Origin of the sequence: Arenimonas terrae (assembly GCF_006265115.1) — a bacterium.
GTDB lineage: Bacteria > Pseudomonadota > Gammaproteobacteria > Xanthomonadales > Xanthomonadaceae > Arenimonas > Arenimonas terrae.
Genome location: NZ_SMDR01000001.1, coordinates 1,292,521 through 1,314,240, shown reverse-complemented (window position 1 = coordinate 1,314,240; position 21,720 = coordinate 1,292,521). Strand labels below are relative to the sequence as shown.

Here is a 21,720-nt window from a genome sequence, read left to right as displayed (position 1 = left end):
GGGGTCGTTCGAGGCGACAGGCCGCCGTATGTGAGGTCGCGGCGCCGGGGTCGTTCTAGGCGATAGGCCGCCGTACGAGGGTCCTTTCCCGGGGACGCCGTGAATACGTCCCTGTAGGCTTTTCGAAAACGTCCATGTTTTCGAAACCCCGGGAAAGGACCCTCGCACGGCGGCCTGCGGACCAGCCGGGCCGGGCGTCGAGTTTGAGAAACTCGCTTTGGCGAAGCTCCTGGTTTTGCCTTCCTGTTTCGCTGGCCAGGATGGGCCTAGAAGCCCGTTCCGTCCACCCTGCAAGCGTCCGTGCCTTCTGGAGGCACGCGCTTGTCCCAACGGCTCGCGACACTGCTACGCGGCGACGACGTAGACAGGAGGGGGTCCCTGAAGTGGAGGGCAGGATGCCCGCAACGGCCGCGAATCGGTGGGCAGGACGCCGCGCCGACTGAGCGGGCAGGGACCCCCTCCTGTCTACGGCGGCGCACGCCGGATCAACCGAACACGAGCAATTGACCTACTTGCGCGAAAGCGCAAGGGCAGCAATCAGCGCAGGGGCAGGAAGCCGTGGGGGCCGATCATGCGGAAGGGGACCGAGACAAGACGCCCGCCGCCGTTGACCTGCACCGCGAAGTGCAGATGCGGACCACTGGAGAAACCGGTGCTGCCGGCGTAACCGATGACCTGCCCGAGCGTCACCGCCTGTCCCGCCTGCACCGTGACGCCGCCCTCGCGCAGATGCGCATACAGCCCCATGCTGCCATCGTCGTGCAGCACCCGGACCAGGTTGGCGCGAGCGGCCAGCGAACGGTCCGTGCCGCCCTCGTTGAAACCCGACGTCGCCTGCATCACCACGCCCGGGCGTGCGGCGAGCACCGGCGTACCCTCGGCCACGATCAGGTCCACCGCGTAGCGGTTGGCCTCGTCGGCGTGGCTGTAGCCACCGTGGAATCCCTGGCCCAGCTCGAAATCCGATTCCTCGACGGGGAGCGAATAGACCATGTCGCGCGGCACCGCATGCGGCTCCCCGGGCGTGGCCGAAAGAACCAGCGACTGCGGTCCACCGTCGGCGGCCAGGCGCGCCAGCACCACGCGCTCGCGCGGCGCCAGGACCCGCTGCACCGGCAGCGCCGGCTCGCTGGCGGGAGCGGCGCCGACGGCGCTGAGCGTCACCTCCACCGGGCCGTCCATGCGGCTGCGCGCCACTGCCAGCAGTGCGTCGCCCTGGCGCACCGTTTCCAGTTCCGCCACGCCTTCGTTGGCGCCGGCGGTGGCCGCGGCCGAAAGCAGCAGGCCGTAAAACCAGCGCCTCATGCCGAGGGCTCCGGGCGGGCGAAATATTCGGCGATCGGCGCCGGCTGGTCCACGGCGTAACCCTGCACGTAGTCCACGCCCAGGGCCATCAGGGCCTGGCGGTCGCGTTCGGTTTCGGTGTGTTCGGCGATGCTGCGCTTGTCGAGCACGTGCGCGATCTCGTTGATGGAGCGCACCACGGCCTCGGCCAGCGGCGAGTTCTGCATGTCGCGCACGAAGCTGCCGTCGATCTTGAAGTAGTCCACGTCCAGGGCCCGCAGGTAGTTGAAGGAGCAGAAGCCGGTGCCGAAGTCGTCGAGCGCGAAACGGCAGCCGAGGCTGCGCATCTCGGTGATGAAGCGCTGGGCCCGCGCGAGGTCGCGGACCGCGCTGGTCTCGGTCACCTCGAAACACAGGCGGTCGGCCGGGAAGCTGCTGCGGCGCAGGCGTTCGGCGACAAAACCGAAGAAGGCCTCGTCGATCATCGCTTCGCCGGAAAGGTTGATGCAGCAGGTGGACACCGAGGCCGCGGCCTGCGGATTGGCCTCGAGCCAGGCCAGGGTCTGGCCGATCACTTCGCGGTCGATGCGCGTGCCCAGGTGGAAACGTTCGGCGGCCGGCATGAACTGGCCGGGCAGCATGACCTCGCCCGTGCGCGGGTCGCGCAGGCGCAGCAGCACTTCGAAATGCCGGCCGCGCTGCTCGCCGGCGCGCAGCGGCACGATGCTCTGGCAGTAGAGCTCCAGCGCGTGCTCGGCCAGCGCCTCGCGCAGCCGCACCACCCAGCGCATCGCCGAGGTGCGGTCGAGCAGATCGCCGCCGTCCACGCTGGCCAGGCAGACCCGGTTTCCGCCCTGCTCCTTGGCGGTGAAACAGGCGGCGTCGGCCTGCGACAGCAGCTGCGCGTATTCGCCCTGGCCGGGCAGGAAGGCGACCAGGCCGGCGCTGGCCGTGGTGCCCAGCATCTGGCCGTCCCAGCCGCAGCGGTAGCCCTCGATCGCGCGCAGCAGGGTGCGCACGCGGTCTTCGGCGACCATCGGCGTGCAGTTGCGCAGCAGCAGCGCGAACTCGTCGCCGCCGGTGCGCGCCAGCACGTCGTCGCGGTGGCGGTGCGCCTCGATCACGCCGGCCACGCCGCGGATCAGCGCGTCGCCGGCGACGTGGCTGGCGGTGTCGTTGATCAGCTTGAGATGGTCCAGGTCGACATAGGCCAGGGCCATCGGCGGCGGCGCCGGCTTCGCCAGCTCGACCCGCACCCGCTCCTCGAAGGCGTTGCGGTTGGCCAGCCCGGTCAGCGGGTCCACGGTGGCGCGCTGGGTGAGCGTGGCCGCGGTGACGCGCTGCTGGTGCATGGCGAAGGCCAGGATCATCGGCAGGGCCGAGACCACGATCAGGAAGGCCAGCAGGTTCACGCCGTCGCGCGTCACCTGCGGCGCCGGATAGCCGGCCAGGCCGAAACCGGCGAGGCCCGCGATCAGCAGCATGGTCACCGCGATGGCGGCGGCGGTGTGCAGCGGCGGAAAACGGATCGCGCTCCAGACCAGGATGCCCAGCGGCAGCGCGACCAGGCCCAGCGCGTAGTGGCCGCCCAGGCTTCCGCCCCAGGCCATCAGCAGGTAGCTGGCGGTGAGGGCGATGTTCCAGAGCAGGCGTTCGGGTTCGGGCGCGTAGTCGGCGGTACCCGGCGTCGTCAGCCGCAGGTCGCGCGGCGACAGCGCCAGCATCATCGCCGGTGCGACGCTGGTCACGCCCAGCAGGTCGCCGAGGAACCAGCGGGTCAGGGCCGCGCCCATCGCGTCCGCGGGGATCACGCCCGCCTGCTGCATGCCGATCGTGCCGATGCCGGCGCTGAGCGCCGACATCACCGCGCCGCCGAGCAGGGCGCGCAGGCCGAAGCGCACGGTCAGCGGGTCGTGCGCCGGCAGCCGCAGCACCAGCCAGGCGCCGACCAGCACGCCGATGAAATTGCTGGTCAGCGACCAGGGCAGGAAGGTCAGCGGCACCGGGTCGAACAGCAGGTGCACCAGCAGGCCGCCCACCGGCACGAACGGCGCCCAGCGCAGGCCGTAGCGCACGACACCCGCCAGGGCGATGCCCGACGCCGGCCAGAACAGGGCGACCTGGCCGGGCCCGTCGATCAGCAGGGTCGAATAACCGCCGCAGGCAACGTAGAGGGCCACCAGCAGGGTGAAGATGGCCGCACGGCGGGTCGGTTCGCGCATGCCCGAAGCATAGGCCGCCGCCGCCGCCGGAACTAGGGGCGTCAGCCCCTGGGCTGCAGGTTGGGCGAGGCCAGCAGGTCGAGTTTTCCCAGTTCGAGCAGTCGGTCCGGGTCGCCCCGGAGCGCGTGCAGCAGTCCGTCCAGGTCGGCCTCGGGCTTGGGCCGGAATGCCGCCCAGCCGTTGCGGCCGTGGCCCTTCACGTAATACAGGGCACGGTCGGCCAGTTCGACCATCTGCTCCCAGCCCAGGCTGCCGCGGGCGTCGCGGAACAGCGGGCATTCGATGAAGCCGATCGAGCAGGTCAGGCGCAGCGGTTCGGCGCCGCCGATCTCGAAGCGGTGGTTGGAGATGGCGCCGCGGATGCGTTCGCCCAGCATCGCCAGGTGCCGGTTGGGCATGGGCCGGAAGACGATCAGGAACTCCTCGCCGCCCCAGCGCGCGATGTAGTCGCCGGTGCGCACCAGCTGGCCCAGGATCGCGGCGAACTGCTGCAGCACGCGGTCGCCGGCCTGGTGGCCATGCGTGTCGTTGACCGCCTTGAAGTGGTCGATGTCGATCAGGGCGAACACCATCACCTCGCCGGGCCCGCCGCGGCGCAGGGTCTCGCGGTCGTAGAAGGCGATGTCGGCCGGGATCTGGTTGCTCAGGTAGCGGCGGTTGCGCAGCCCGGTCAGCGGGTCGGTCTGGCTGGCATCCTCCAGCCGCAGGTTGGCCACCTCCAGCGCTTCGGTGCGCTGGCGCACCAGCAGCTCGAGCGCGTCGCGCTGGCGCCGGTGCGCCCCGCGCTGGAGCCGGAAGCCGGCGTAAACCAGACTGGCCAGGAGCACCGCCAGCAGCGCGCGGAACAGCCCGGTTTCGTGGAAACGCGGCTGGATCGAAAAACCGAACTGCGCCGGCGCGTCGCTCCACACTTCGGCGTTGTTGGCGCCGACCGCCTCGAACACGTAGGGGCCGGGAGGCAGGTTGGTGTAGTTGACCGTGCGCCGGGTGGTGTCCTCGAGCGTGCGCCAGTCGGCGTCGTAACCGAGCAGGCGGTAGCGCAGATCCACGCTCTTGGGATCCTGGAAACTGAGTACGGAGAACTCGAAGCTGAGGTCGCGTGCGTCCTGCGGCAGCGTCCAGTCGGCGGCCGGGTCGGCGTCGCGCCACTGTTCGCCCACCCGGACGCGCTCGACCACGGTGCGCGGGGCGACGTCGTTCTTGACGATCCCGCCGGTGGCCATCGCCACCAGGCCGTCGCGCGTGGGCAGCCACAGTTCGCCGTCGAGCAGGAAACCCTTGGCGTTGCCGGCGCCGTTGCAGCAGTAGCCCTTCTGGCCGCCGCGGCGGTCGCCGCGCTCGTTGAGCAGCATCTCGCCGCGCACGCGGTCGCCGCGGCCGGCGGCCAGGTCGCGCAGGTCCGCCAGCGGCACGCGCAGGATGCCGCGGATGCCCGCGACCCAGAGGTAACCGTGGGCGTCCTCGGCGATATAGAAGGCCGAGTTCACCGGCATGCCCTGGTCGCGGCCGAAACCGGTCCAGCGTTTGCCGTCGAACAGGAATATCTCTTCCGACAGCGCGCCGATCACCAGCTCGCCGTTCTTGAGCTCCTGGATGGCGGTGACGTCGAGGTCGGCGCGCAGGCCGTTTTCCAGGCCCAGCGGCTCGACCCGCTCGCCGGTGACTTCGTACAGGCCCGACTGGCTGCCGACCAGCAGGCGGCCGTCGCGGGTCTCGTGCAGCACACGGGTGCGCGGATCGCGCAGGCCCTGGGCCGCGCCGAAGGCGGTGAGCTCGCCGCGCGCCCAGCGGAACAGGCCCTGGGTGGTGGTGAACCAGAGCGCGCCGCGATGGTCGCGCAGGATGCCGTTGATCTGCGCGCTGCGCATCGGCGCGAACTCCGGCGGCTGTTCGAGCCGGTCGCCGCGCAGCACGGCGACGCCGCGGCGGGTGCCGATCCAGACGGTGTCGTCCTCGGGCAGCAGGGTGTAGGCGTTGGGATGCGGCAGCGCATCGCCCTCGACCACCTGTTCGAATCGGTTGTCCTTGAGCACGCTCAGGCCGCTGTTGGTGCCGGCCCAGATGCGGCCGTCGCGGCCGCGGGCCACCGACCACAGGATCGGGTCGCGCAGTCCCTCGCGGGCGCCGTAGCGTCGGGTCCAGCCGTTCCAGAGCCGGGTCAGGCCCTCCCACTGGCTGCCCAGCCACAGGTTGCCCTCGCGGTCCTCGTACACGGCGCGCACCGCCGCACCGGTGCGGTCGTTCTCGATCAGCTCGACCACGCGCCCGGCGCGCAGCCGCGCCAGGTTCTCGACCATGCCGACCCAGAGGTTGCCGTCGCGGTCCTCGGCCATCGCCTCGATCGGCGTGCGCGACAGCGGTTCGCCGCCCTCGTGCCGCAGCCACTCATCGCCCTCGCGGTAGAACAGGCCGGCGCTGGTGCCGGCCCAGAGCCGCCCCTGCGACTGGCTGAGCTGGGTGACGACGGTATCGGCGTCCTCGGGCGGCAGCGGCAGCAGCTCGACCACGCCGCCGGCGATGCGGAACACCCGGCCGAGGCTGCCTACCCACAGTTCGTCGCCGCGGGCGAGCAGGGCCGTGGCCGCGCGCGGCAGCGGATAGGCCATCTCCAGCCCGGTCTCGCTGGCCCGGTAGATGCCGTCCGGCGCCGCCACCATCAGTTCGCCCGAAGGCATGGCGACGATGTCGTGGGTGTCGAGCGCGCGCGTGGGATCCGCGCCCGCCACCGGCAGCGCGTGGAAACCGGTTTCGTCGCGCAGCGAGAGGCCGCGGTAGGTGGCGATCCAGAGCCGGTTCCTTTCGTCCACGTGCAGGTCGTGGATCCAGATGCCGCGCAGTCCCGGCGTGTTCTCCGGATTGAAGGCGGTGAAGCGGATGCCGTCGAAACGCGCCAGGCCGGCCTGGGTTCCGACCCACAGGTACCCCTGGCGGTCCTGGGTGATGGCCAGGGCGCTGATCTGCGGCAGCCCTTCCTCGATGCTCCAGCTGTTGCGCACGTAGTGGTGGAAGGACTTTTCCGGGTCCAGCGCCGCAGCGGCCCCCGGCATGGCCAGCGCCGGTACGAGCAGTGCGGTCAGCGACAGGGCGCGCAGTCTGGGCACGGCGGATGTCCGGAGAAGGACGGGCTTGCCCCGAATATCAACCCTCGCCCCGGGGCTGGCAAGGGGCCGGCGGACACTTCGTGATGCCCGTCGCGCTGGCGCCGGGCAGTCGGGCTAACACTCGATGACGTTCACCGCCAGGCCGCCGCGCGAGGTTTCCTTGTATTTGTCCTGCATGTCGCGGCCGGTGTCGCGCATGGTCTTGATCACCTTGTCCAGGCTGACCTTGTGCTTGCCGTCGCCGCGCAGGGCCATGCGCGAGGCGTTGATCGCCTTCACCGCGCCCATCGCGTTGCGTTCGATGCAGGGGATCTGCACCAGGCCGCCGATCGGGTCGCAGGTCAGGCCGAGGTTGTGTTCCATGCCGATCTCGGCCGCATTCTCGATCTGGCCCGGCGTGCCGCCGAGCGCGGCGGTGAGGCCGGCCGCGGCCATCGAGCAGGCCACGCCGACTTCGCCCTGGCATCCGACTTCGGCGCCGGAGATCGAGGCGTTTTCCTTGTAGAGGATGCCGATCGCGGCGGCGGTGAGCATGAAGTCGAACACGCCCTGTTCGTTTGCGCCGGGAATGAAGCGGTCGTAGTAGTGCAGCACGGCCGGGATGATGCCGGCGGCGCCGTTGGTGGGCGCGGTGACGACGCGGCCGCCGGCGGCGTTTTCCTCGTTCACCGCCAGCGCGTACAGGTTCACCCAGTCGAGCACCGTCAGCGGGTCGCGCATGCCGGCTTCGGGCTTGGACGAGAGCTCGGCGTGCAGCGTGGGTGCGCGCCGCGACACATGCAGGCCGCCGGGCAGCGTACCCTTCTCGCGGATGCCGCGGGCAGTGCAGTCCTGCATCGCCCGCCAGATCTCGCGCAGGCCGGCCACGATCTGTTCATCGCTGCGCCAGGCGCGTTCGTTGGCGAACATCATCGCGGCGATGCTAAGGCCGTGCCGCTCGCACTGCTGCAGCAGTTCGTCGCCGGAATGGAAGGGATAGGGAAGGTCGGTGGTGTCGGCGACGATGCGGTCTTCCGCGGCCTCATCCTGGTTCACCACGAAACCGCCGCCGACCGAATAGTAGTCGCGGGTGGCGATGACGCCGCCGTCGGCGTCGAAGGCGGTGAAGCGCATGCCGTTGGTGTGGAAGGGCAGCTTCTGCCGTTTGTTCATGATCAGGTCGTGCTTCTCGTCGAAGCCGATCTCGCGCTTGCCGAGCAGCAGGAGCTTCTTCTGGCCGCGGATGCGTTCGAGCGCCGCCGGGATCAGGTCCGGGTCGATCTGATTCGGCCAGTGGCCTTCCAGGCCCATCAGCACGGCCTTGTCGGTGCCGTGGCCGCGGCCGGTCAGGGCCAGCGAACCGAACACCTCGGCACGCACGCGGGTGGTACGTTCGAGTTCGCCGTTCTCCTCGAGCCAGTGGCTGACGAAACGCGCCGCGGCGCGCATCGGGCCCACCGTGTGCGAGGACGAAGGTCCGATGCCGATCTTGAAGAGGTCGAAGACGCTGACGGCCATGACTGCGGGCTTCCCTGGAAGTGGCCGTATTCTATGCGCCCCACGCCAAAGCCGACTGTACGCCGGCGAACTGCCCGGACCCCGATGCGACTGACCCTGATCCAGAAGGACGACTGCCACCTGTGCGACCTGGCCTGGGAACGTTTGGCCGAGGCCGGCGTCGCCGACTTCGACCCGCTGTGGATCGACGACGACCTGGGCCTGCAGTCCCGCTACGGCGAACGCATCCCGGTGCTGCGGCGCGAGGACACCGGCGCCGAACTGGACTGGCCCTTCGGCGCCGAGGCGGTGCGGGATTTCCTGTCGGGCTGAGCGCCCTTAGTTGACCGGCGCCAGCACCAGCCGGGTATTCACCACCACCTCGTCGGGCAGCAGCTCGGTATCGGTCCAGTCGCCGGTGCCGACCTGGAAGGCCAGGCGGCTGAGCCTGGCCTCGCCCTGCAGCACCGGTTTCGCGCCGGGCGTCCAGGTGAAGCTCAGCGGCACCGGTCGGCTGACGCCGCGCAGGCTCAGCGTGCCCTCGGCGACGAAGCGGTTGCCGCCGAGCGCGCGGAAGCGCGTGGCGGTGTAGCGCGCCTCGGGCAGGGTGCCGGCGTCGAAGAACTCGCTGCCCACCAGCATCTCGTCGCGTTCGACGTTGTCGGTGCTCGCACTGGCCAGGGCGATGCGCACGTCGAAGCGGCTGGTCGCCAGGGCCTGGGGATCGAAGCGGATCTGCGGCGTGAACGTGCCGAAGCGGCCCTCGAAGGCCTCGCCCTGGTAGGTCGCGGTGAAACCTAGGCGCGAGCCGGGCTGGGCCGCGTAGTCGGCGGCGGAGGCCAGCGGCGCCAGGGCGAGCAGGGTGGCGAACAGCAGGGTGCGCATGGTCAGGATCCGGAAGCGGGGGGAATCGGTTCGACCGGCGCCGGCGGCGCGGGTTCCCGCGGCTTGAGCAGCGGCAGCATGCGCACCAGGGTGCGGTCGCGGTCGAAATAGTGATGCTTGAGCGCGGCCAGTGCATGCGCGGTGACGATCGCGGCCAGCACCAGGAACAGGGTTTCGTGCAGGTCGTGGGCGAAGGCCTTCACGGCCGGGTCGTAACCGCTGAGTTTTGGCAATGAGAACTGCCCGAACCACTTGAGCGGGAAACCCGAGGCCGAGTTGAACAGCCAGCCGCTCAGCGGCATGGCCAGCAGCACCACGTACAGCGCGCCGTGGGTGACGGCGGCTACCAGCACCTGCCAGCGCGGCGTGCCCGGCACCGGCTGCGGAGCGCCGGCGGCCAGGCGCCACAGCAGGCGCAGCGCGGTCAGGCCGAGCACGGTGAGCCCGAAGCTCTTGTGCAGCGCATACACCTGCACCTTGAACGGCGAGTTCGACAGCTCGTCCATCAGCAGGCCGACTGCGCACAGGCACAGCACCATCACCACGGTCAGCCAGTGGATGCCGAGGCTGACCCAGCCCCAGCGCTGCGCGTCATTGCGGATCGGCATCGTCGGTCTCCGGTGCGGCAGGCGCGGCGGCGCCGCGGTCGTGGATGGCTTCGGCCTCGATCAGCAGCTCCACCTCGTGACCGATCACGTTGGGCCAGGTGTCGATGCCGAAGCTGCGGCGGTCCAGGCGCGCGGTTGCCGAAAAGCCGGCGGTGCGGCGGAAGGTGAGCGGGTGCCGTTTGAGCGCGTTCAGGCGGACGTCCAGCACCACCGGGTGGCTGCGGCCGCGCAGGCTGAGCTGGCCGGTGACCCGCGCCTGGTCCGGGCCGATCGGTTCAACCGCGGTGGAGACGAAGTGCGCTTCCGGATGGTCGCCGGCGTCGAGGAAGGCCGGCGCGAGCACTTTGCGGGTCCAGTCGGCGTCGCCCAGGTCGAGGCTCGACAGCGGCAGCCGGACCTCGAGGCGCGCGGCGCGCCAGTCCTCCGGGTCGAACTCCAGCACACCGGTGGCGCCGGCGAAGGTGCCGACCGCACGCGAGAGGCCGGCATGGTCGACGCGGAAGGCCACGCGCGTATGCACCGGGTCGAGCCGGAACGCCTCGTTCCCGGCGACGGCCGGCGCGGCGGGCAGGGCCAGCAGCAGCAACAGCCAGAGTCGAGGGATCAGGGGCATGGGTTTTCTTACAGCCAAGGGAACGCGGCGTGGCTAGTCTAGGCCGGCCGGGTTAACGGGGGGTGGATGGCGGTGAAACCCAATGTTGCGTGCACGCAGGCCCTGGGGCGCTGGCTGCTCTGGCTGTGCGGCCTGCTGGCCGGCGGCCTCGCCTTCGCCGGCACGCCGCTGCCGCCGCTGCCCGTGGCGCAGGTGCATCGCGACGGGCGAGCCGTCGAGCTGCCGGCCGGCGATCGCTGGCTGCGCCTGCGCCAGGGTGACCGCGACCTCCGGCTGTCCGCGCCACGGCAGGGCCTGCGCCATCGCTACTGGCTCGAGGGCCACGACGCGGGCTGGATCGAACTGCCGCCGGGGCAGGCGCGCCTCTACCAGCAGGTGCTTCCGGGTCGCCACCGCCTGCGGATCCAGGTCGCGGACTCCGGCGGGGGCTGGCGGCCGGAGCAGGCGCTGGAACTGCTGGTCGAACCGGTGTGGTGGCGCACGCCCGCGGCGCTGCTGGCGGCCGGCCTGGGCCTGCTCGCCTTCATGGCCTGGCTGGCGGCGTGGCACCGCGCGCGGCGCGCGCGGCGGCAGGCGCTGGTGCTGAGCCGCGAGCGGCAGGCATTGGCCGAACAGCATTCCGACGCCAAGACCCGCTTCCTCGCGACCCTGGGTCACGAGATCCGTACGCCGATGACCGGCGTGCTCGGCATGGCCGAACTGCTGCAGGGCAGCGCGCTGGAGCCGCGCCAGCGTGCCCAGGTCGAGGCGATCCAGCGCGCCGGCCGACACCTGCTGCGCCTGGTCAACGACGCGCTCGACCTGGCCTGCATCGAAGCCGGCCGGCTGCAGCTGGAATCGGCGTCGTTCGAACTGCGGCCGCTATTGCAGGATGTCGCCGGCCTGCTGCAGCCGCTGGCCGAAGCCAAGCCGCTGCGGCTGAGCCTGCACTGCGATCCCGCGCTGCCGGCCGCACTCGAGGGCGACGCCACGCGCCTGCGCCAGATCCTGTTCAACCTCGGCCACAACGCCATCAAGTTCTGCGAAAGCGGCGTAGTGCGGCTGAGGGTGCGGCCGATGGCGCCGCGGGGCATCGTGCTCGAGGTCGAGGACACCGGGCCGGGGCTGGATCCCGATCGGCAGGCGCGGCTGTTCCAGCGGTTCGAGCCCGGTGCGAAGGCCGGCAGCGGCCTGGGCCTGGCGATCAGCCAGGAGCTGGCGGTGGCGATGGGTGGCGCCATCCGCGTGCACAGCGAAGCCGGCCGCGGCGCCTGTTTCCAGGTCGAGCTTCCGCTGGCCGCGGCATCGTCGGGGCCGGTCGCGACGCCGCCGCCGCCGGCGGCCGCGTCCCGACGCGTGCTGTTGGTCGAAGACGAACCGCTGGTGGCCGAAGTGGTGACCGCGCTGCTGCAGCGCCAGGGCCATTGCGTGGTGCATGCGCCGCAGGGCCTGGCGGCGCTGGCCGAGCTTGAGGCCGGCGGCTTCGACCTCGCCCTGCTCGACCTCGACCTGCCGGGCATCGACGGCTTCGCGCTGGCGCGCCTGGTGCGGGCCCGCGGCCACCGGCTGCCGATGCTGGCGCTGACCGCGCGCTCCGACCTCGATGCCGAGCCGGCCGCACGCGCCGCCGGCATGGACGGATTCCTGCGCAAACCGGTCACCGGCGACATGCTCGCCGGCGCGCTGGCGGCCGCCGCGGGCGACTAGCGGCGGCTGTGCGCGTGCACGGCATCCACGAGCACGCGCACGTGTTCGGGATCCATGTCCGGGCTCATGCCGTGGCCGAGGTTGAAGATGTGGCCGTCGCGCGAACCGCCGTTGGCGGCGGCGTAGTCGTCCAGCGCCCGCGCGGCTTCGGCGCGGATGCCTTCGGGCGAGGCGTACAGCGTCACCGGGTCCAGGTTGCCCTGCAGCGCCACGCGGCCGCCGGTGCGGCGGCGAGCCTCGCCCAGCGACACGGTCCAGTCCACGCCCAGGCCTTCGGCGCCGGTGGCGGCGAGCTCTTCCAGGTAGGGCGCATTGCCCTTGCCGAACAGGATCAGCGGCGTGCGCTCGGCGCCGTCACCGCGCGGCAGTTCGGCGGCGATGCGCTGCAGGTAGCGCAGCGAGAACTCGCGGTAGACGTGTGGGGCCAGCACGCCGCCCCAGGTGTCGAACACCTGCAGCGCCTGCGCCCCGGCTTCGCGCTGGGCGGCGAGGTAGGCGATCACGGCGTCGGTGGTGACCTCGAGCAGCCGGTGCAGGGCCGCCGGTTCGTTCAGCGCCATCGACTTGATGCGGGCGAAATCCTTGCTGCCGCCGCCCTCGACCATGTAGCAGGCCAGGGTCCAGGGGCTGCCTGAAAAACCGATCAGCGGGACGCTGCCGTCGAGCTCGCGGCGGATCAGGCTCACTGCATCCATCACGTAGCGCAGCGAGCTGGCCATGTCGGGCACCGCCAGCTTCGCGATGTCGGCCGGCGTGCGCACCGGACGCTCGAACTTCGGGCCTTCGCCGTCGGCGAAATACAGGCCCAGGCCCATGGCGTCGGGCACGGTGAGGATGTCGGAGAACAGGATGGCCGCGTCGAGTTGGTAGCGGCGCAGCGGCTGCAGGGTGACTTCGCAGGCCAGTTCGGGGTTCGTCGCCAGGCCCATGAAGCTCCCGGCCTGCTGGCGGGTGGCGCGGTACTCCGGCAGGTAGCGGCCGGCCTGGCGCATCAGCCACACCGGGGTGCAGTCCACGGGTTCGCGGCGCAGGGCACGCAGGAAGCGGTCGTTCTTCGGGGTCACGGCGTCAATCCATCGGTGCGGGGCGTCCGCACGGTTGTCATCGGGGCGCGTCCGCGGGGCGGACTCATCGGGGTGCGTCCGCACCCTGGGCGAACATCACCAGGAATCCCTTGCGCACCTGGGCGTCGCGGGCCTTCTCGAAGGCCGCCAGGGCGGCGTCGCGCTCCAGGTACTGTTCGCGCTTGAGCTGGGCCTTGCCGCCGATCTGGCCGGACTCGCGCAGCAGGGTCCAGCCGCCCAGCAGGTCCTGCTGGAGGATCAGCTGGACGTACTTGGGGGCTTCTCCAGCGAGCGGTTTTTGCTGCAGCAGCAGGCGCATAGGGGCGCCATTGTAGCCGCTGGCGGGCCGTTCCGGACGCCTCCACGCTCCGGACCTGCGCCGTCAGCAGGCCCAGCGGCCCGCTCACTTCCGTAGTCGATCCCCACCCGGATCGGGCGTGGTGCCGGGATCGTGCTTGGCGACGTGCCGCCGTACGTCAGGCGTCGGTGCCGGGATCGTCCTTGGCGGTAGTCCGCCGTACGTGAGGTCTCTTCCCGGGGACGCCGTGAATCCATCCATGGAGGCTCTTCGAAAACGTCCCTGTTTTCGAAGCCCCGGGAAGAGACCTCACGCACGACGGCCTGCGGACCAGCCGGGCCGGGTTATCGAATCCGTGAAGCTCGCTTGGGCAAAGCGATTGGCGTCTCTGCTTTCGAGCTGCGGCTCGCCCGGGTCTGCCCCGAAGCCACTTCCATCCAAGCAGCGAGCTTCGTGCCTTCTGGGGGCACGCGCTTGTCCCCTCGGCTCGCCAGGATGAGTCGTGGCGACGCCGCAGACCGGAGGGGGTGCCTGAAGTGGAGGGCAGGATGCCCGCAAGGGCCGCGAGTGAGTTGGGCAGGATGCCGCTTACGCCCGAGCGGGCAGGTACCCCCTCTGGTCTGCGGCGGCGCACGCCAGATCACCCGAAAACGAGCAGGTGACCTGCTTGCGCAGCAAGCCTCAGGCGTCGAGGACCGCGCGGATGTCGGCTTCGGGTACGGCGCTGGCGACTTCGGCGCGACCCAGGCCCGACCAGAGGATCAGCCGCAGCGCACCGGAGACCGCCTTCTTGTCGAGCTTCATGCGCGCCAGCAGCGCGTCGCCGGAAAGACCCGGCGGCAGCGCCACCGGCAGCTCCAGGCGCTCGAGCAGCGTGGCCAGGCGCGCCGTATCGGACCAGGGCGCCCGGCCCAGATCGGCCGACAGCCGAGCGGCCAGCACCATGCCGACCGCGACCGCCTCGCCGTGCAGCAGCCCGCCGTAACCCTGCTCGGTTTCGATGGCGTGGCCGAAGGTGTGCCCGAAGTTGAGCAGCATGCGCTCGCCCTGCTCGGTCTCGTCGCGCGCGACGATGCCGGCCTTGTGTGCGCAGCTGACGGCGATCGCCTCAGCCAGCGCCTCCGGGTCGCGGGCCAGCAGCGCTTCGGCGTTCGCTTCCAGCCAGTCGAAGAAGACCGGGTCGGCGATGGCCCCGTATTTCACGACCTCGGCCAGGCCGGCGCGCAGCTCGCGCCCGGGCAGCGTGTCGAGCGTGGCCGTATCGGCGAACACCGCCGACGGCTGGTGGAAGGCGCCGACCAGGTTCTTGCCCTGCGGCAGGTCCACCGCGGTCTTGCCGCCGACCGAGGAGTCGACCATCGCCAGCAGCGTGGTCGGCAGCTGCACGAAACCGACGCCGCGCATCCAGCAGGCCGCGGCGAACCCGGCGAGGTCGCCGACCACGCCGCCGCCGAGCGCGATCACGGTCGCATCGCGGCTGGCGCCGAGTGCGGCCAGGGCCGCCATCACGTCGCCGAAGCGCGCGAGGGTTTTTTCCTGTTCGCCCGGCGGCAGCACCAGCTTGCCGAAAGACTTCCCCGCCAGTGCGGCTTCGACCCGCGCCAGGTAGTGCGGCGCGACGTTGCGGTCGGTGACGACCAGGGCGTGGCGGCCAGGAACGCGCGCGGCCAGGCCGGCGCCGTCGTCGAGCAGACCGCGGCCGATGCGGATCGGATAGGCGCGGGCGCCCAGCTCGACCTGCAGTTCGCGCACCGTGCTCATGCCGCCACCTCGCTGCGCTGCCAGCGCTGTTCGAGCAGGGCGCCGAGGCGTTCGGCGGCGATCGGCACGGTCAGCCCGTCGGCGTCGAAGGCCAGATCGGCGACGGCGTCGTAGATCGGTCCGCGTTCGACCGCCAGCGATTCCAGCCGGGCCCGCTTGTCGCCGAAAGCCAGCAGCGGCCGGCTGCGGTCGCGCGCCAGGCGTTCGATCTGCTGCGAGACGCTGACCTGCAGGTGCACCACGAAACCCCGCTCGCGCAGCCGCCGGCGGTTGTCCTCGGCCAGCACGGCGCCGCCGCCGGTGGCCACCAGCTGGCCGTGGCCGCGCATCAGTTCGGCGATCAGGGCGGTTTCGCGCGCGCGGAAGCCGGCTTCGCCCTCGCACTCGAAGATCAGCGGCACCGGCGCGCCCGTCACTTCCTCCAGGCGGTGGTCGCAGTCCACGAAGGCCAGGCCCAGCCGCGCCGCCAGGCGCTTGCCGATCGAGGTCTTGCCGGCGCCCATCGGGCCGACCAGGACGAGGTTGGGGGCGGGATTCATGGGTCACGATGCTAGCATCCCGCCATGGCTGCATCGTCGAAAAACCGCGCCCAGGCTGGCGCTGCGGGCCGCGTGCTGGTGATCGCCGGCGCCGGCGACGTCGGCGGACGCCTGGCCTTGCGCCGCGCCGACATGGGGAACGATGTGATCGCCTTGCGCCGCCGCGAGCTGGCGATGGCGCCGGGCATCCGCACGCTGCGTGCCGACCTCGCCAGCGGCGAAGGCCTCGCGCGCCTGCCGCGGCGCGTGGACGCGCTGGTGTTCTGCGCGGCGCCGGACCAGCGCGACGAAGCCGCCTACCGCGCGCTCTACCTCGACGGCCTGCGCCGGCTGATGGATGCCTGCGAGGCACCGCGGCTGATCTTCGTCTCGTCCACCGCGGTGTACGGCCAGGACGCCGGCGAGTGGGTGGACGAGGCGTCGCCGGCGGAGCCGCCGGCCTTCAACGGCCGCGTCCTGCGCCAGGCGGAAGAGGCCCTCGCGCCGCACGGCGGCGGCATCGCGCTGCGGCTGTCGGGCCTCTACGGGCCCGGCCGCGAGATGATGCTGCGCAAGGCCCGCGCCGGCGAACCGGGCCGGCCGCACTGGACCAACCGCCTGCACGTCGACGACGCCGCCGCGGCGCTGTCGCACCTGCTGGATGCGGACGCGCCGCACGCCTGCTATGTCGGCAGCGACGACCTGCCCGCGCTCGAGTCGGAGGTCCTGGACTGGCTGCGTTCGAAGCAGGGTCTGCCGGCGGTTCCCGCGGCGACCGGGGCGGTCACCGGTCGCCGCCTGCGCAACGCCCGCCTGCGGGCCAGCGGCTGGGCGCCGGCCCATCCCGACTACCGCGCCGGTTACGGCGCCCTGCTGGCGGGGCCGGGCGTATAGTCGGTCGGGCCCGTTCCGGGCCACCCCTCAGGAGCAGATCATGGCAACGGCTACCGTCACCAAGGTGATCGAAGTTTCGTCCTCCTCCAAGAAAGGCATCGAGGACGCCGTGCAGGGCGGACTCAAGAAGGTCGCCAAGAGCGTGAAGAACATCAAGGGCGCCTGGGTCAACGACATCAAGGTCATCACCGACGATGCCGGCAGCGTGACCGAGTGGCGCGTGAACATGCGCGTGAGCTTCGTCGTCAGCTGATCGGCCGCCGTCGCGCGTCCAGCGCGACCACCCGGTCGGCGAGGGCCGGCAGCGTGCGCAGCGCCTGCCGGCCCACCCGCTCGAAGCCCTGCAGGAAGTCCCCGACCTGGGCACGGCTCATCGCCGCATGGCCCGGGCGCTGCGACTGCATCCGGCGCTCCTGCTGCCAGCGCCAGCCAGGCACGGTCTCGAACCCGGGCGGCTGCAGCCAGGTCAGCCAGTCCAGGCGTTGCCAGAGCGGCGCGTAATCGCCGAGTGCGGAATTGCACCACTGGCGCCAGCGGCCGTCGGCATCGTGTTCGCGCTCCAGCGCATTGATCGGCGCGCGCAGCGCCGCGTCCGATTCGGGCGGTGTTTTCAGGAACCAGCCTTCGAAGACCAGCAGCTGCGGCAGGCGCGCCGGCTGGATCCAGCGCGAGGGCGGCCGCCGGGTGTCGGCGAGTTTGTCGAATCGGGGCAGGGCGACAGCGTCGCCGCGGCGCAGCGCGTCCAGCGTGGCCAGGGCCAGGGGCAGGTCGTGGGTGCCCGGCGGACCGCGCCGGGCCAGCAGCGGATGCACCCGGCGCGCGAGCCCGCGGCGGGCGCCGCGCCCGAGATAGAAGTCATCGATGGACAGCGCCAGCGCATCGATGCCGCGCGCGTCCGCGAGCCGGACCATCTGCGCGGCCAGGGTCGACTTGCCGGTGCCGGGCAGGCCGGCCACGCCGTAGACGGGCACCCGGCCGCGCAGCGACAGCGCTTCGTCGAGCCGGTCGGCGACGAAGCCTGGCGAAAATCCCGGCGCGGGGTGCAGGACGGGCGGCATTGGGAGGACAATAGCGAAAAGGCGGGACGGCCATGACGATCATCCCGCGCCGAACCGAGGACGCCCGATGACCGACCTGTACGCCGAAGCCCTGGCCACCTTCGCCCAGCTGATCGAACAGGCCAAGGCGGCCGGCGATCCCGACGCCACGGCCATGACGCTGGCCACCGCCGACGCGCAGGGCCGCCCGGCCGCGCGCACCGTGCTGCTGAAGGCCTTCGATCCGCGCGGCTTCGTCTTTTACACCAACTACCAGAGCCGCAAGGGCCGCCAGCTGACCGAGAACCCGCACGCCGCCCTGCTGTTCCTGTGGAAGACGCTGCGCGACCAGGTGCAGGTGAAAATCGAGGGCACGGTGGAGCCGGTGGACCTGGCCGAAGCCGACGCCTACTTCGCCTCGCGGCCGCGCCCCAGCCAGATCGGCGCCTGGGCCTCGCTGCAGTCGCAGACGCTGGATTCGCGCGACACCTTCGAGGCGCGCATCGACGCCTTCGAGAAGAAGTTCGAGGGCATCGAGGTGCCGCGCCCGCCGCACTGGTCGGGCTTCCGCGTGGTGCCCGAGATGATCGAGTTCTGGTACGGCGCGCGGTTCCGGCTGCACGAGCGCCAGCACTACGAGCGCGTGGACGGCGCCTGGGCCAAGCGGATGCTGTATCCGTGAGTTTCGGCCCGCGCCGCATCGTCTGCCTGACCGAGGAGCCGACCGAAGTCCTGTACGCGCTGGGCGAACAGGACCGCATCGTTGGCATCAGCGGCTTCACGGTGCGACCCGCCAGGGCGCGCAAGGAGAAGCCCAAGGTCAGCGCCTTCACGTCGGCGAAGATCGGCGAGATCCTCAAGCTGCAGCCGGATTTTGTCGTGGGGTTCTCCGACATCCAGGCCGACATCGCCGCCGAGCTGATCCGGCAGGGTGTGGAAGTCTGGATCAGCAACCATCGCAGCGTGGCGGAGATCCTGGATTACGTGCGGCGATTGGGCGCGCTGGTCGGCGCCGGCGAGCGCGCCGATGCCTATGCCGATGAACTCAAGCGCGGGCTCGACGCCATCGGGGAGGTGTCAGTCACGCTGCCGCGCCGGCCGAAGGTCTATTTCGAGGAATGGGACGAGCCGCGCATCACCGGCATCCGCTGGGTCGCGGAGCTGGTGCGGCTCGCCGGCGGCGACGACATCTTCCCGGAACGCGCGACCGAATCCCTGGCGAAGAACCGCATCCTGCCCGACGACACGGAAATCATCGCGCGCGCGCCCGACATCGTGTTCGGCTCCTGGTGCGGCAAGAAGTTCCAGCCCGGCAAAGTGTCCGCGCGTCCGGGCTGGGAGAACGTGCCCGCCGTGCGCGACGGCGAACTGCACGAGATCAAGTCGCCGGTCATCCTGCAGCCCGGGCCGGCGGCGCTGACCGACGGCGTGCGGGAGATGGCGGCGCACATCCGCCGCTGGGCGCTGCGCTGATTCAGTCGAGGGCCTGGAGCCCCAGCTGCGCCAGCATCTCGGTCATGCGCCCGGCCTGCATCGCCTGTTCGCTCGAGGCGTTGCCTTGTTCGGCGCGTTTGGCCACGCCCTGGGCGATGGCGGCGAGGCGGAAGAAGCTGAAGGCCAGCACGAAGGGCCAGTCGGCGGGAATGGCGCGGCCGGTGAGCTGCGAATAACGCGCCAGCAGCGCCGCTTCGTCGGGAATGCCGAGCGCGGCGCGGTCGAGCCCGGCCAGGCCGGGCAAGGCCGGATTGCGCGGCAGCCGCAGCGCCATGCAGAAGTAGCCGAGGTCGGCCAGCGGGTGGCCGAGCGTGCTCAGCTCCCAGTCGACGATGGCGGTCACGCGCGGCTGCACGGGGTCGAACATCAGGTTGTCGATGCGGAAGTCGCCGTGCGTCAGCGCCACGCTGCCGTCGTCGGCGGGGCAGCGGGCCGGCAGCGTCTGGATCAGTGCGTCCATCGCCGGGATCGGACGTGTTTCGCTCGCGCGGTACTGCTCGCCCCAGCGCTTGAGCTGGCGTTCGAAGTAGTTGCCGGGTTTGCCGTAGTCCGACAGGCCGACCGCGGCGGGGTCCACCGAATGCAGCGCCGCCATCGCGGCGATGATCGCGTCGTAGGTCGCGCCGCGTTCCGCCGGCGTGGCCTCGGGCAGGGACGGGTCCCAGAAGATGCGGCCCTCGACGAACTGCATCAGGTAGAACATCGAGCCGATCACCGACTCGTCCGTGCACAGGTGCAGCGGCCGGGCCACCGGCACCGGGCCGCCGTGCAGGGCGACCAGCACGCGGAACTCGCGGTCCACCGCATGCGCGGACGGCAGCAGCTGGCCCGGCGGCTTGCGGCGCAGCACGTATTTCCCGCTCGCGGCTTCGACCAGGTAGGTCGGGTTCGACTGGCCGCCCTTGAACTTGGTGGCGGTGAGCGGCCCGCGGAAGCCGTCGACCTGTGCTTCGAGATAGGTCGCCAGGCTTTCGGCGGGCAGGGCGAGTTTGTCGGTCATCGGGGCGGGGTTCCGTTCGCGCGTCGTGCCAGCGCCTGGCCGCCGACCAGGGCGAGCCCCAGTCCGCCGGCGGCGAAGCAGATCAGGTGCAGCGTTTCGATGGATACGGCGCTGAGCCAGGGGTTGCCGGCCAGCAGCGGCCAGAAGGGGGTCATGTCGGCGTGCATCACCGCGTCGAGCGCGACGTGGGAGAAGGTGCCGACGTAGGCGCCCGCGAACGAGGAAGCCCAGGTGAAAGGCGGGTGCGCGATCCGCAGCAACCGCAAGGCGAACTCGCTGATCGGTCGCCCGATGATTCCGGCGATCGTGCCGATCACCAGCGCACCCGGCACGGTGTGCGTGTAGCCGTGCAGCACGTCCCAGCCGCGCAGGATGCCGACCAGCGGCTCGATGTCCATCAGCACCTGCGCGCCGCCGAACACCATGAAGCTGAAACGGCGCCCGCCGATCGCCTTGAACACCAGGCCCGGCCCGAGATGGATCGGCGTGAACGGCATGCTCAGCCCTTGAGCATCGAACGCGCCAGCGAGGCGATGTGCACCTCGTCGGGGCCGTCGGCCAGGCGCAGGGAACGCGCGCCGGCATAGGCCTGGGCCAGGAAGTGGTCCTGCGACAGGCCGCCGGCGCCGTGCACCTGCATCGCCCGGTCGATCACGGCGCAGGCCATGCGCGGGGCGACGATCTTGATCATTCCGACAAGATCGCGGGCACGCTGCACATCGACCTGATCGCTGGACGACGTGGACCCCTGCGCCTTTTTCCCATGCAGCCCGTGCGCATCCAGCGCCGCGGCCGCCTGCAGCGTCAGCAGCCGCGCCTGTTCGATCTCGCAGCGGCTCAGCGCGATCGCCTCCTGCGCCATGCCGTGCTGGCCGATCGGCCGGCCGAAGGCTTCGCGCGTGCGGGCGCGTTCGACCATCGCCTCCAGCGCCCGCTGCGCCAGGCCGATCAGACGCATGCAGTGGTGGATGCGGCCCGGCCCCAGCCGCGCCTGGGCAATCTCGAAACCGCTGCCGGACTCGCGCAGGCGGTTGGCCACCGGCACGCGCACGTTGGTGAATTCGAGCTCGACATGGCCATGCGGCGCGTCGTCGTAGCCGAACACGGTGAGCGGGCGCACCACGCGCACGCCCGGCGTATCCATCGGCACCAGCACCATCGACTGCCGCCGGTGCGCCGGCGCGTCCGGGTCGGTCACGCCCATCACGATCAGGATCCGGCAGCGCGGGTCGCCCGCGCCCGTGGTCCACCACTTGCGGCCGTTGATCACGTACTGATCGCCTTCGCGCACGATCGGCAGGGCGATGTTGGTGGCGTCGGAGCTGGCGACATCGGGTTCGGTCATCGCGAAGGCCGAGCGGATCTCGCCGGCCAGGAGCTTCGGCAGCCACGGCGCCTGCTGTTCCGGCGTGGCGAAGTGCAGCAGCACCTCCATGTTGCCGGTGTCGGGCGCGCTGCAGTTGAAGACTTCGGGCGCATGCAGCGAGCGGCCGGTGAGCTCGGCGATCGGCGCGTAGTCGAGGTTGCTCAGCCCCGAACCGCGCTCCGGGTCGGGCAGGAACAGGTTCCAGAGGCCGGCGGCCTTCGCCTCGGCCTTGAGCGCCTCGAGTCCCGGCGGAATCGTCCAGCGCGTGGCCGGGTCGGCGGCGTGCGCGGCGAACTGCGCTTCGGCCGGCATCACCTTCTCGGCGATGAAGGCGGCGACCTTCGCCTGCAGCTCGCGCGAGCGGTCGGAAAAGGGGAACAGCGTGGCGGGGCGCGATGCGGTCATCGGATTCT

21 protein-coding genes are annotated in these 21,720 nt (G+C 71.2%); 6 read left to right on the top strand and 15 right to left on the bottom strand.

The genetic code is table 11. From position 1 onward, the window contains the following. Window positions 1-537: 537 nt before the first annotated feature. The 4 genes from E1B00_RS06350 to E1B00_RS06335 form a co-directional block, all read right to left on the bottom strand. Window positions 538-1,305 carry a M23 family metallopeptidase gene (locus E1B00_RS06350; RefSeq protein ID WP_139446740.1) on the bottom strand — a complete coding sequence of 256 codons (768 nt, stop codon included), beginning with the start codon at window positions 1,303-1,305 and terminating at the stop codon, window positions 538-540. Continuing rightward, a complete protein-coding gene (locus E1B00_RS06345) occupies window positions 1,302-3,506 on the bottom strand; it encodes a putative bifunctional diguanylate cyclase/phosphodiesterase (RefSeq protein ID WP_176693134.1) in 2,205 nt (734 codons plus the stop codon). Before E1B00_RS06345 ends, E1B00_RS06350 begins: the two co-directional genes overlap by 4 nt. A gap of 41 nt (window positions 3,507-3,547) precedes the next feature. Then, a complete protein-coding gene (locus E1B00_RS06340; RefSeq protein WP_139446736.1) occupies window positions 3,548-6,607 on the bottom strand; it encodes a ligand-binding sensor domain-containing diguanylate cyclase in 3,060 nt (1,019 codons plus the stop codon). 114 nt (window positions 6,608-6,721) lie between these two features. Then, window positions 6,722-8,104, bottom strand: a complete 1,383-nt coding sequence (locus E1B00_RS06335; RefSeq protein ID WP_139446734.1) for an L-serine ammonia-lyase — start codon at window positions 8,102-8,104, stop codon at window positions 6,722-6,724. An 84-nt stretch (window positions 8,105-8,188) separates the two neighbouring features. Between E1B00_RS06335 and E1B00_RS06330 the strand changes: the two genes are divergently transcribed. Next, window positions 8,189-8,416 (top strand): glutaredoxin family protein, encoded by a 228-nt coding sequence (locus E1B00_RS06330; protein WP_139446732.1) that lies wholly within the window; start codon window positions 8,189-8,191, stop codon window positions 8,414-8,416. A gap of 6 nt (window positions 8,417-8,422) precedes the next feature. Here E1B00_RS06330 and E1B00_RS06325 read toward each other — a convergent pair whose 3' ends face one another. The 3 genes from E1B00_RS06325 to E1B00_RS06315 are packed head-to-tail and all read right to left on the bottom strand — an operon-like array spanning window position 8,423 to window position 10,189. Next, window positions 8,423-8,968 (bottom strand): YceI family protein, encoded by a 546-nt coding sequence (locus tag E1B00_RS06325; RefSeq protein ID WP_139446730.1) that lies wholly within the window; start codon window positions 8,966-8,968, stop codon window positions 8,423-8,425. Window positions 8,969-8,970: 2 nt separating this feature from the next. Beyond that, window positions 8,971-9,576 carry a cytochrome b gene (locus tag E1B00_RS06320; RefSeq protein WP_139446728.1) on the bottom strand — a complete coding sequence of 202 codons (606 nt, stop codon included), beginning with the start codon at window positions 9,574-9,576 and terminating at the stop codon, window positions 8,971-8,973. Further along, on the bottom strand, window positions 9,560-10,189 hold the full coding sequence (locus tag E1B00_RS06315; protein WP_246048496.1) for a YceI family protein: 630 nt from the start codon (window positions 10,187-10,189) through the stop codon (window positions 9,560-9,562). The genes E1B00_RS06320 and E1B00_RS06315 overlap by 17 nt, the downstream gene beginning before the upstream one ends. Before the next feature lie 72 nt (window positions 10,190-10,261). Here E1B00_RS06315 and E1B00_RS06310 point away from each other — a divergent pair, with 72 nt between their 5' ends. Next, window positions 10,262-11,875, top strand: coding sequence for an ATP-binding protein (locus E1B00_RS06310; protein WP_246048494.1), 1,614 nt, complete (start codon window positions 10,262-10,264; stop codon window positions 11,873-11,875). On the opposite strand, the gene hemE is transcribed toward E1B00_RS06310, so the two are convergent. From hemE to E1B00_RS06290, 4 genes are all read right to left on the bottom strand, one after another. After that, a complete protein-coding gene (gene hemE / locus E1B00_RS06305) occupies window positions 11,872-12,939 on the bottom strand; it encodes a uroporphyrinogen decarboxylase (RefSeq protein WP_139446724.1) in 1,068 nt (355 codons plus the stop codon). The two genes, E1B00_RS06310 and hemE, sit on opposite strands and share 4 nt — an antisense overlap. A gap of 64 nt (window positions 12,940-13,003) precedes the next feature. Next, the gene (locus E1B00_RS06300; protein WP_139446722.1) at window positions 13,004-13,258 is read right to left on the bottom strand and encodes a WGR domain-containing protein; all 255 of its coding nucleotides are present in this window, start codon (window positions 13,256-13,258) and stop codon (window positions 13,004-13,006) included. A gap of 660 nt (window positions 13,259-13,918) precedes the next feature. Then, window positions 13,919-14,998: a 3-dehydroquinate synthase gene (gene aroB / locus E1B00_RS06295; protein ID WP_139446720.1), complete on the bottom strand. Its 1,080-nt coding sequence runs from the start codon at window positions 14,996-14,998 to the stop codon at window positions 13,919-13,921. Beyond that, window positions 14,995-15,537, bottom strand: a complete 543-nt coding sequence (locus tag E1B00_RS06290) for a shikimate kinase (protein ID WP_139446719.1) — start codon at window positions 15,535-15,537, stop codon at window positions 14,995-14,997. Before E1B00_RS06290 ends, aroB begins: the two co-directional genes overlap by 4 nt. Window positions 15,538-15,561: 24 nt before the next feature. Between E1B00_RS06290 and E1B00_RS06285 the strand changes: the two genes are divergently transcribed. Together E1B00_RS06285 and E1B00_RS06280 are read left to right on the top strand one after the other, a co-directional pair. Next, window positions 15,562-16,410 (top strand): NAD-dependent epimerase/dehydratase family protein, encoded by an 849-nt coding sequence (locus E1B00_RS06285; protein ID WP_139446716.1) that lies wholly within the window; start codon window positions 15,562-15,564, stop codon window positions 16,408-16,410. Window positions 16,411-16,450: 40 nt separating this feature from the next. Then, complete coding sequence (locus tag E1B00_RS06280; protein WP_139446714.1) at window positions 16,451-16,663, top strand: dodecin family protein; 213 nt, start codon at window positions 16,451-16,453, stop codon at window positions 16,661-16,663. Here E1B00_RS06280 and E1B00_RS06275 read toward each other — a convergent pair. Beyond that, window positions 16,656-17,468: a kinase gene (locus tag E1B00_RS06275; protein ID WP_139446712.1), complete on the bottom strand. Its 813-nt coding sequence runs from the start codon at window positions 17,466-17,468 to the stop codon at window positions 16,656-16,658. The genes E1B00_RS06280 and E1B00_RS06275 overlap by 8 nt on opposite strands. Before the next feature lie 67 nt (window positions 17,469-17,535). On the opposite strand from E1B00_RS06275, the gene pdxH reads away from it, so the two are divergent. Both pdxH and E1B00_RS06265 read left to right on the top strand, forming a co-directional pair. Next, window positions 17,536-18,129: a pyridoxamine 5'-phosphate oxidase gene (pdxH, locus tag E1B00_RS06270; RefSeq protein ID WP_139446709.1), complete on the top strand. Its 594-nt coding sequence runs from the start codon at window positions 17,536-17,538 to the stop codon at window positions 18,127-18,129. Then, complete coding sequence (locus tag E1B00_RS06265; protein WP_139446707.1) at window positions 18,126-18,920, top strand: ABC transporter substrate-binding protein; 795 nt, start codon at window positions 18,126-18,128, stop codon at window positions 18,918-18,920. Before pdxH ends, E1B00_RS06265 begins: the two co-directional genes overlap by 4 nt. Window position 18,921: 1 nt before the next feature. Here the strand turns inward: E1B00_RS06265 and E1B00_RS06260 are convergent, their stop codons facing one another. From E1B00_RS06260 to E1B00_RS06250, 3 genes are read right to left on the bottom strand one after another with little or no spacing between them, the layout of a single operon-like run. After that, entirely contained in the window at window positions 18,922-19,941 is a 1,020-nt protein-coding gene (locus E1B00_RS06260; protein ID WP_139446705.1) for a phosphotransferase family protein, read from the bottom strand. Further along, a complete protein-coding gene (locus E1B00_RS06255) occupies window positions 19,938-20,438 on the bottom strand; it encodes a metal-dependent hydrolase (protein WP_139446703.1) in 501 nt (166 codons plus the stop codon). Before E1B00_RS06255 ends, E1B00_RS06260 begins: the two co-directional genes overlap by 4 nt. A gap of 2 nt (window positions 20,439-20,440) precedes the next feature. Continuing rightward, the gene (locus E1B00_RS06250; protein ID WP_139446701.1) at window positions 20,441-21,712 is read right to left on the bottom strand and encodes an acyl-CoA dehydrogenase family protein; all 1,272 of its coding nucleotides are present in this window, start codon (window positions 21,710-21,712) and stop codon (window positions 20,441-20,443) included. Window positions 21,713-21,720: the final 8 nt, after the last annotated feature.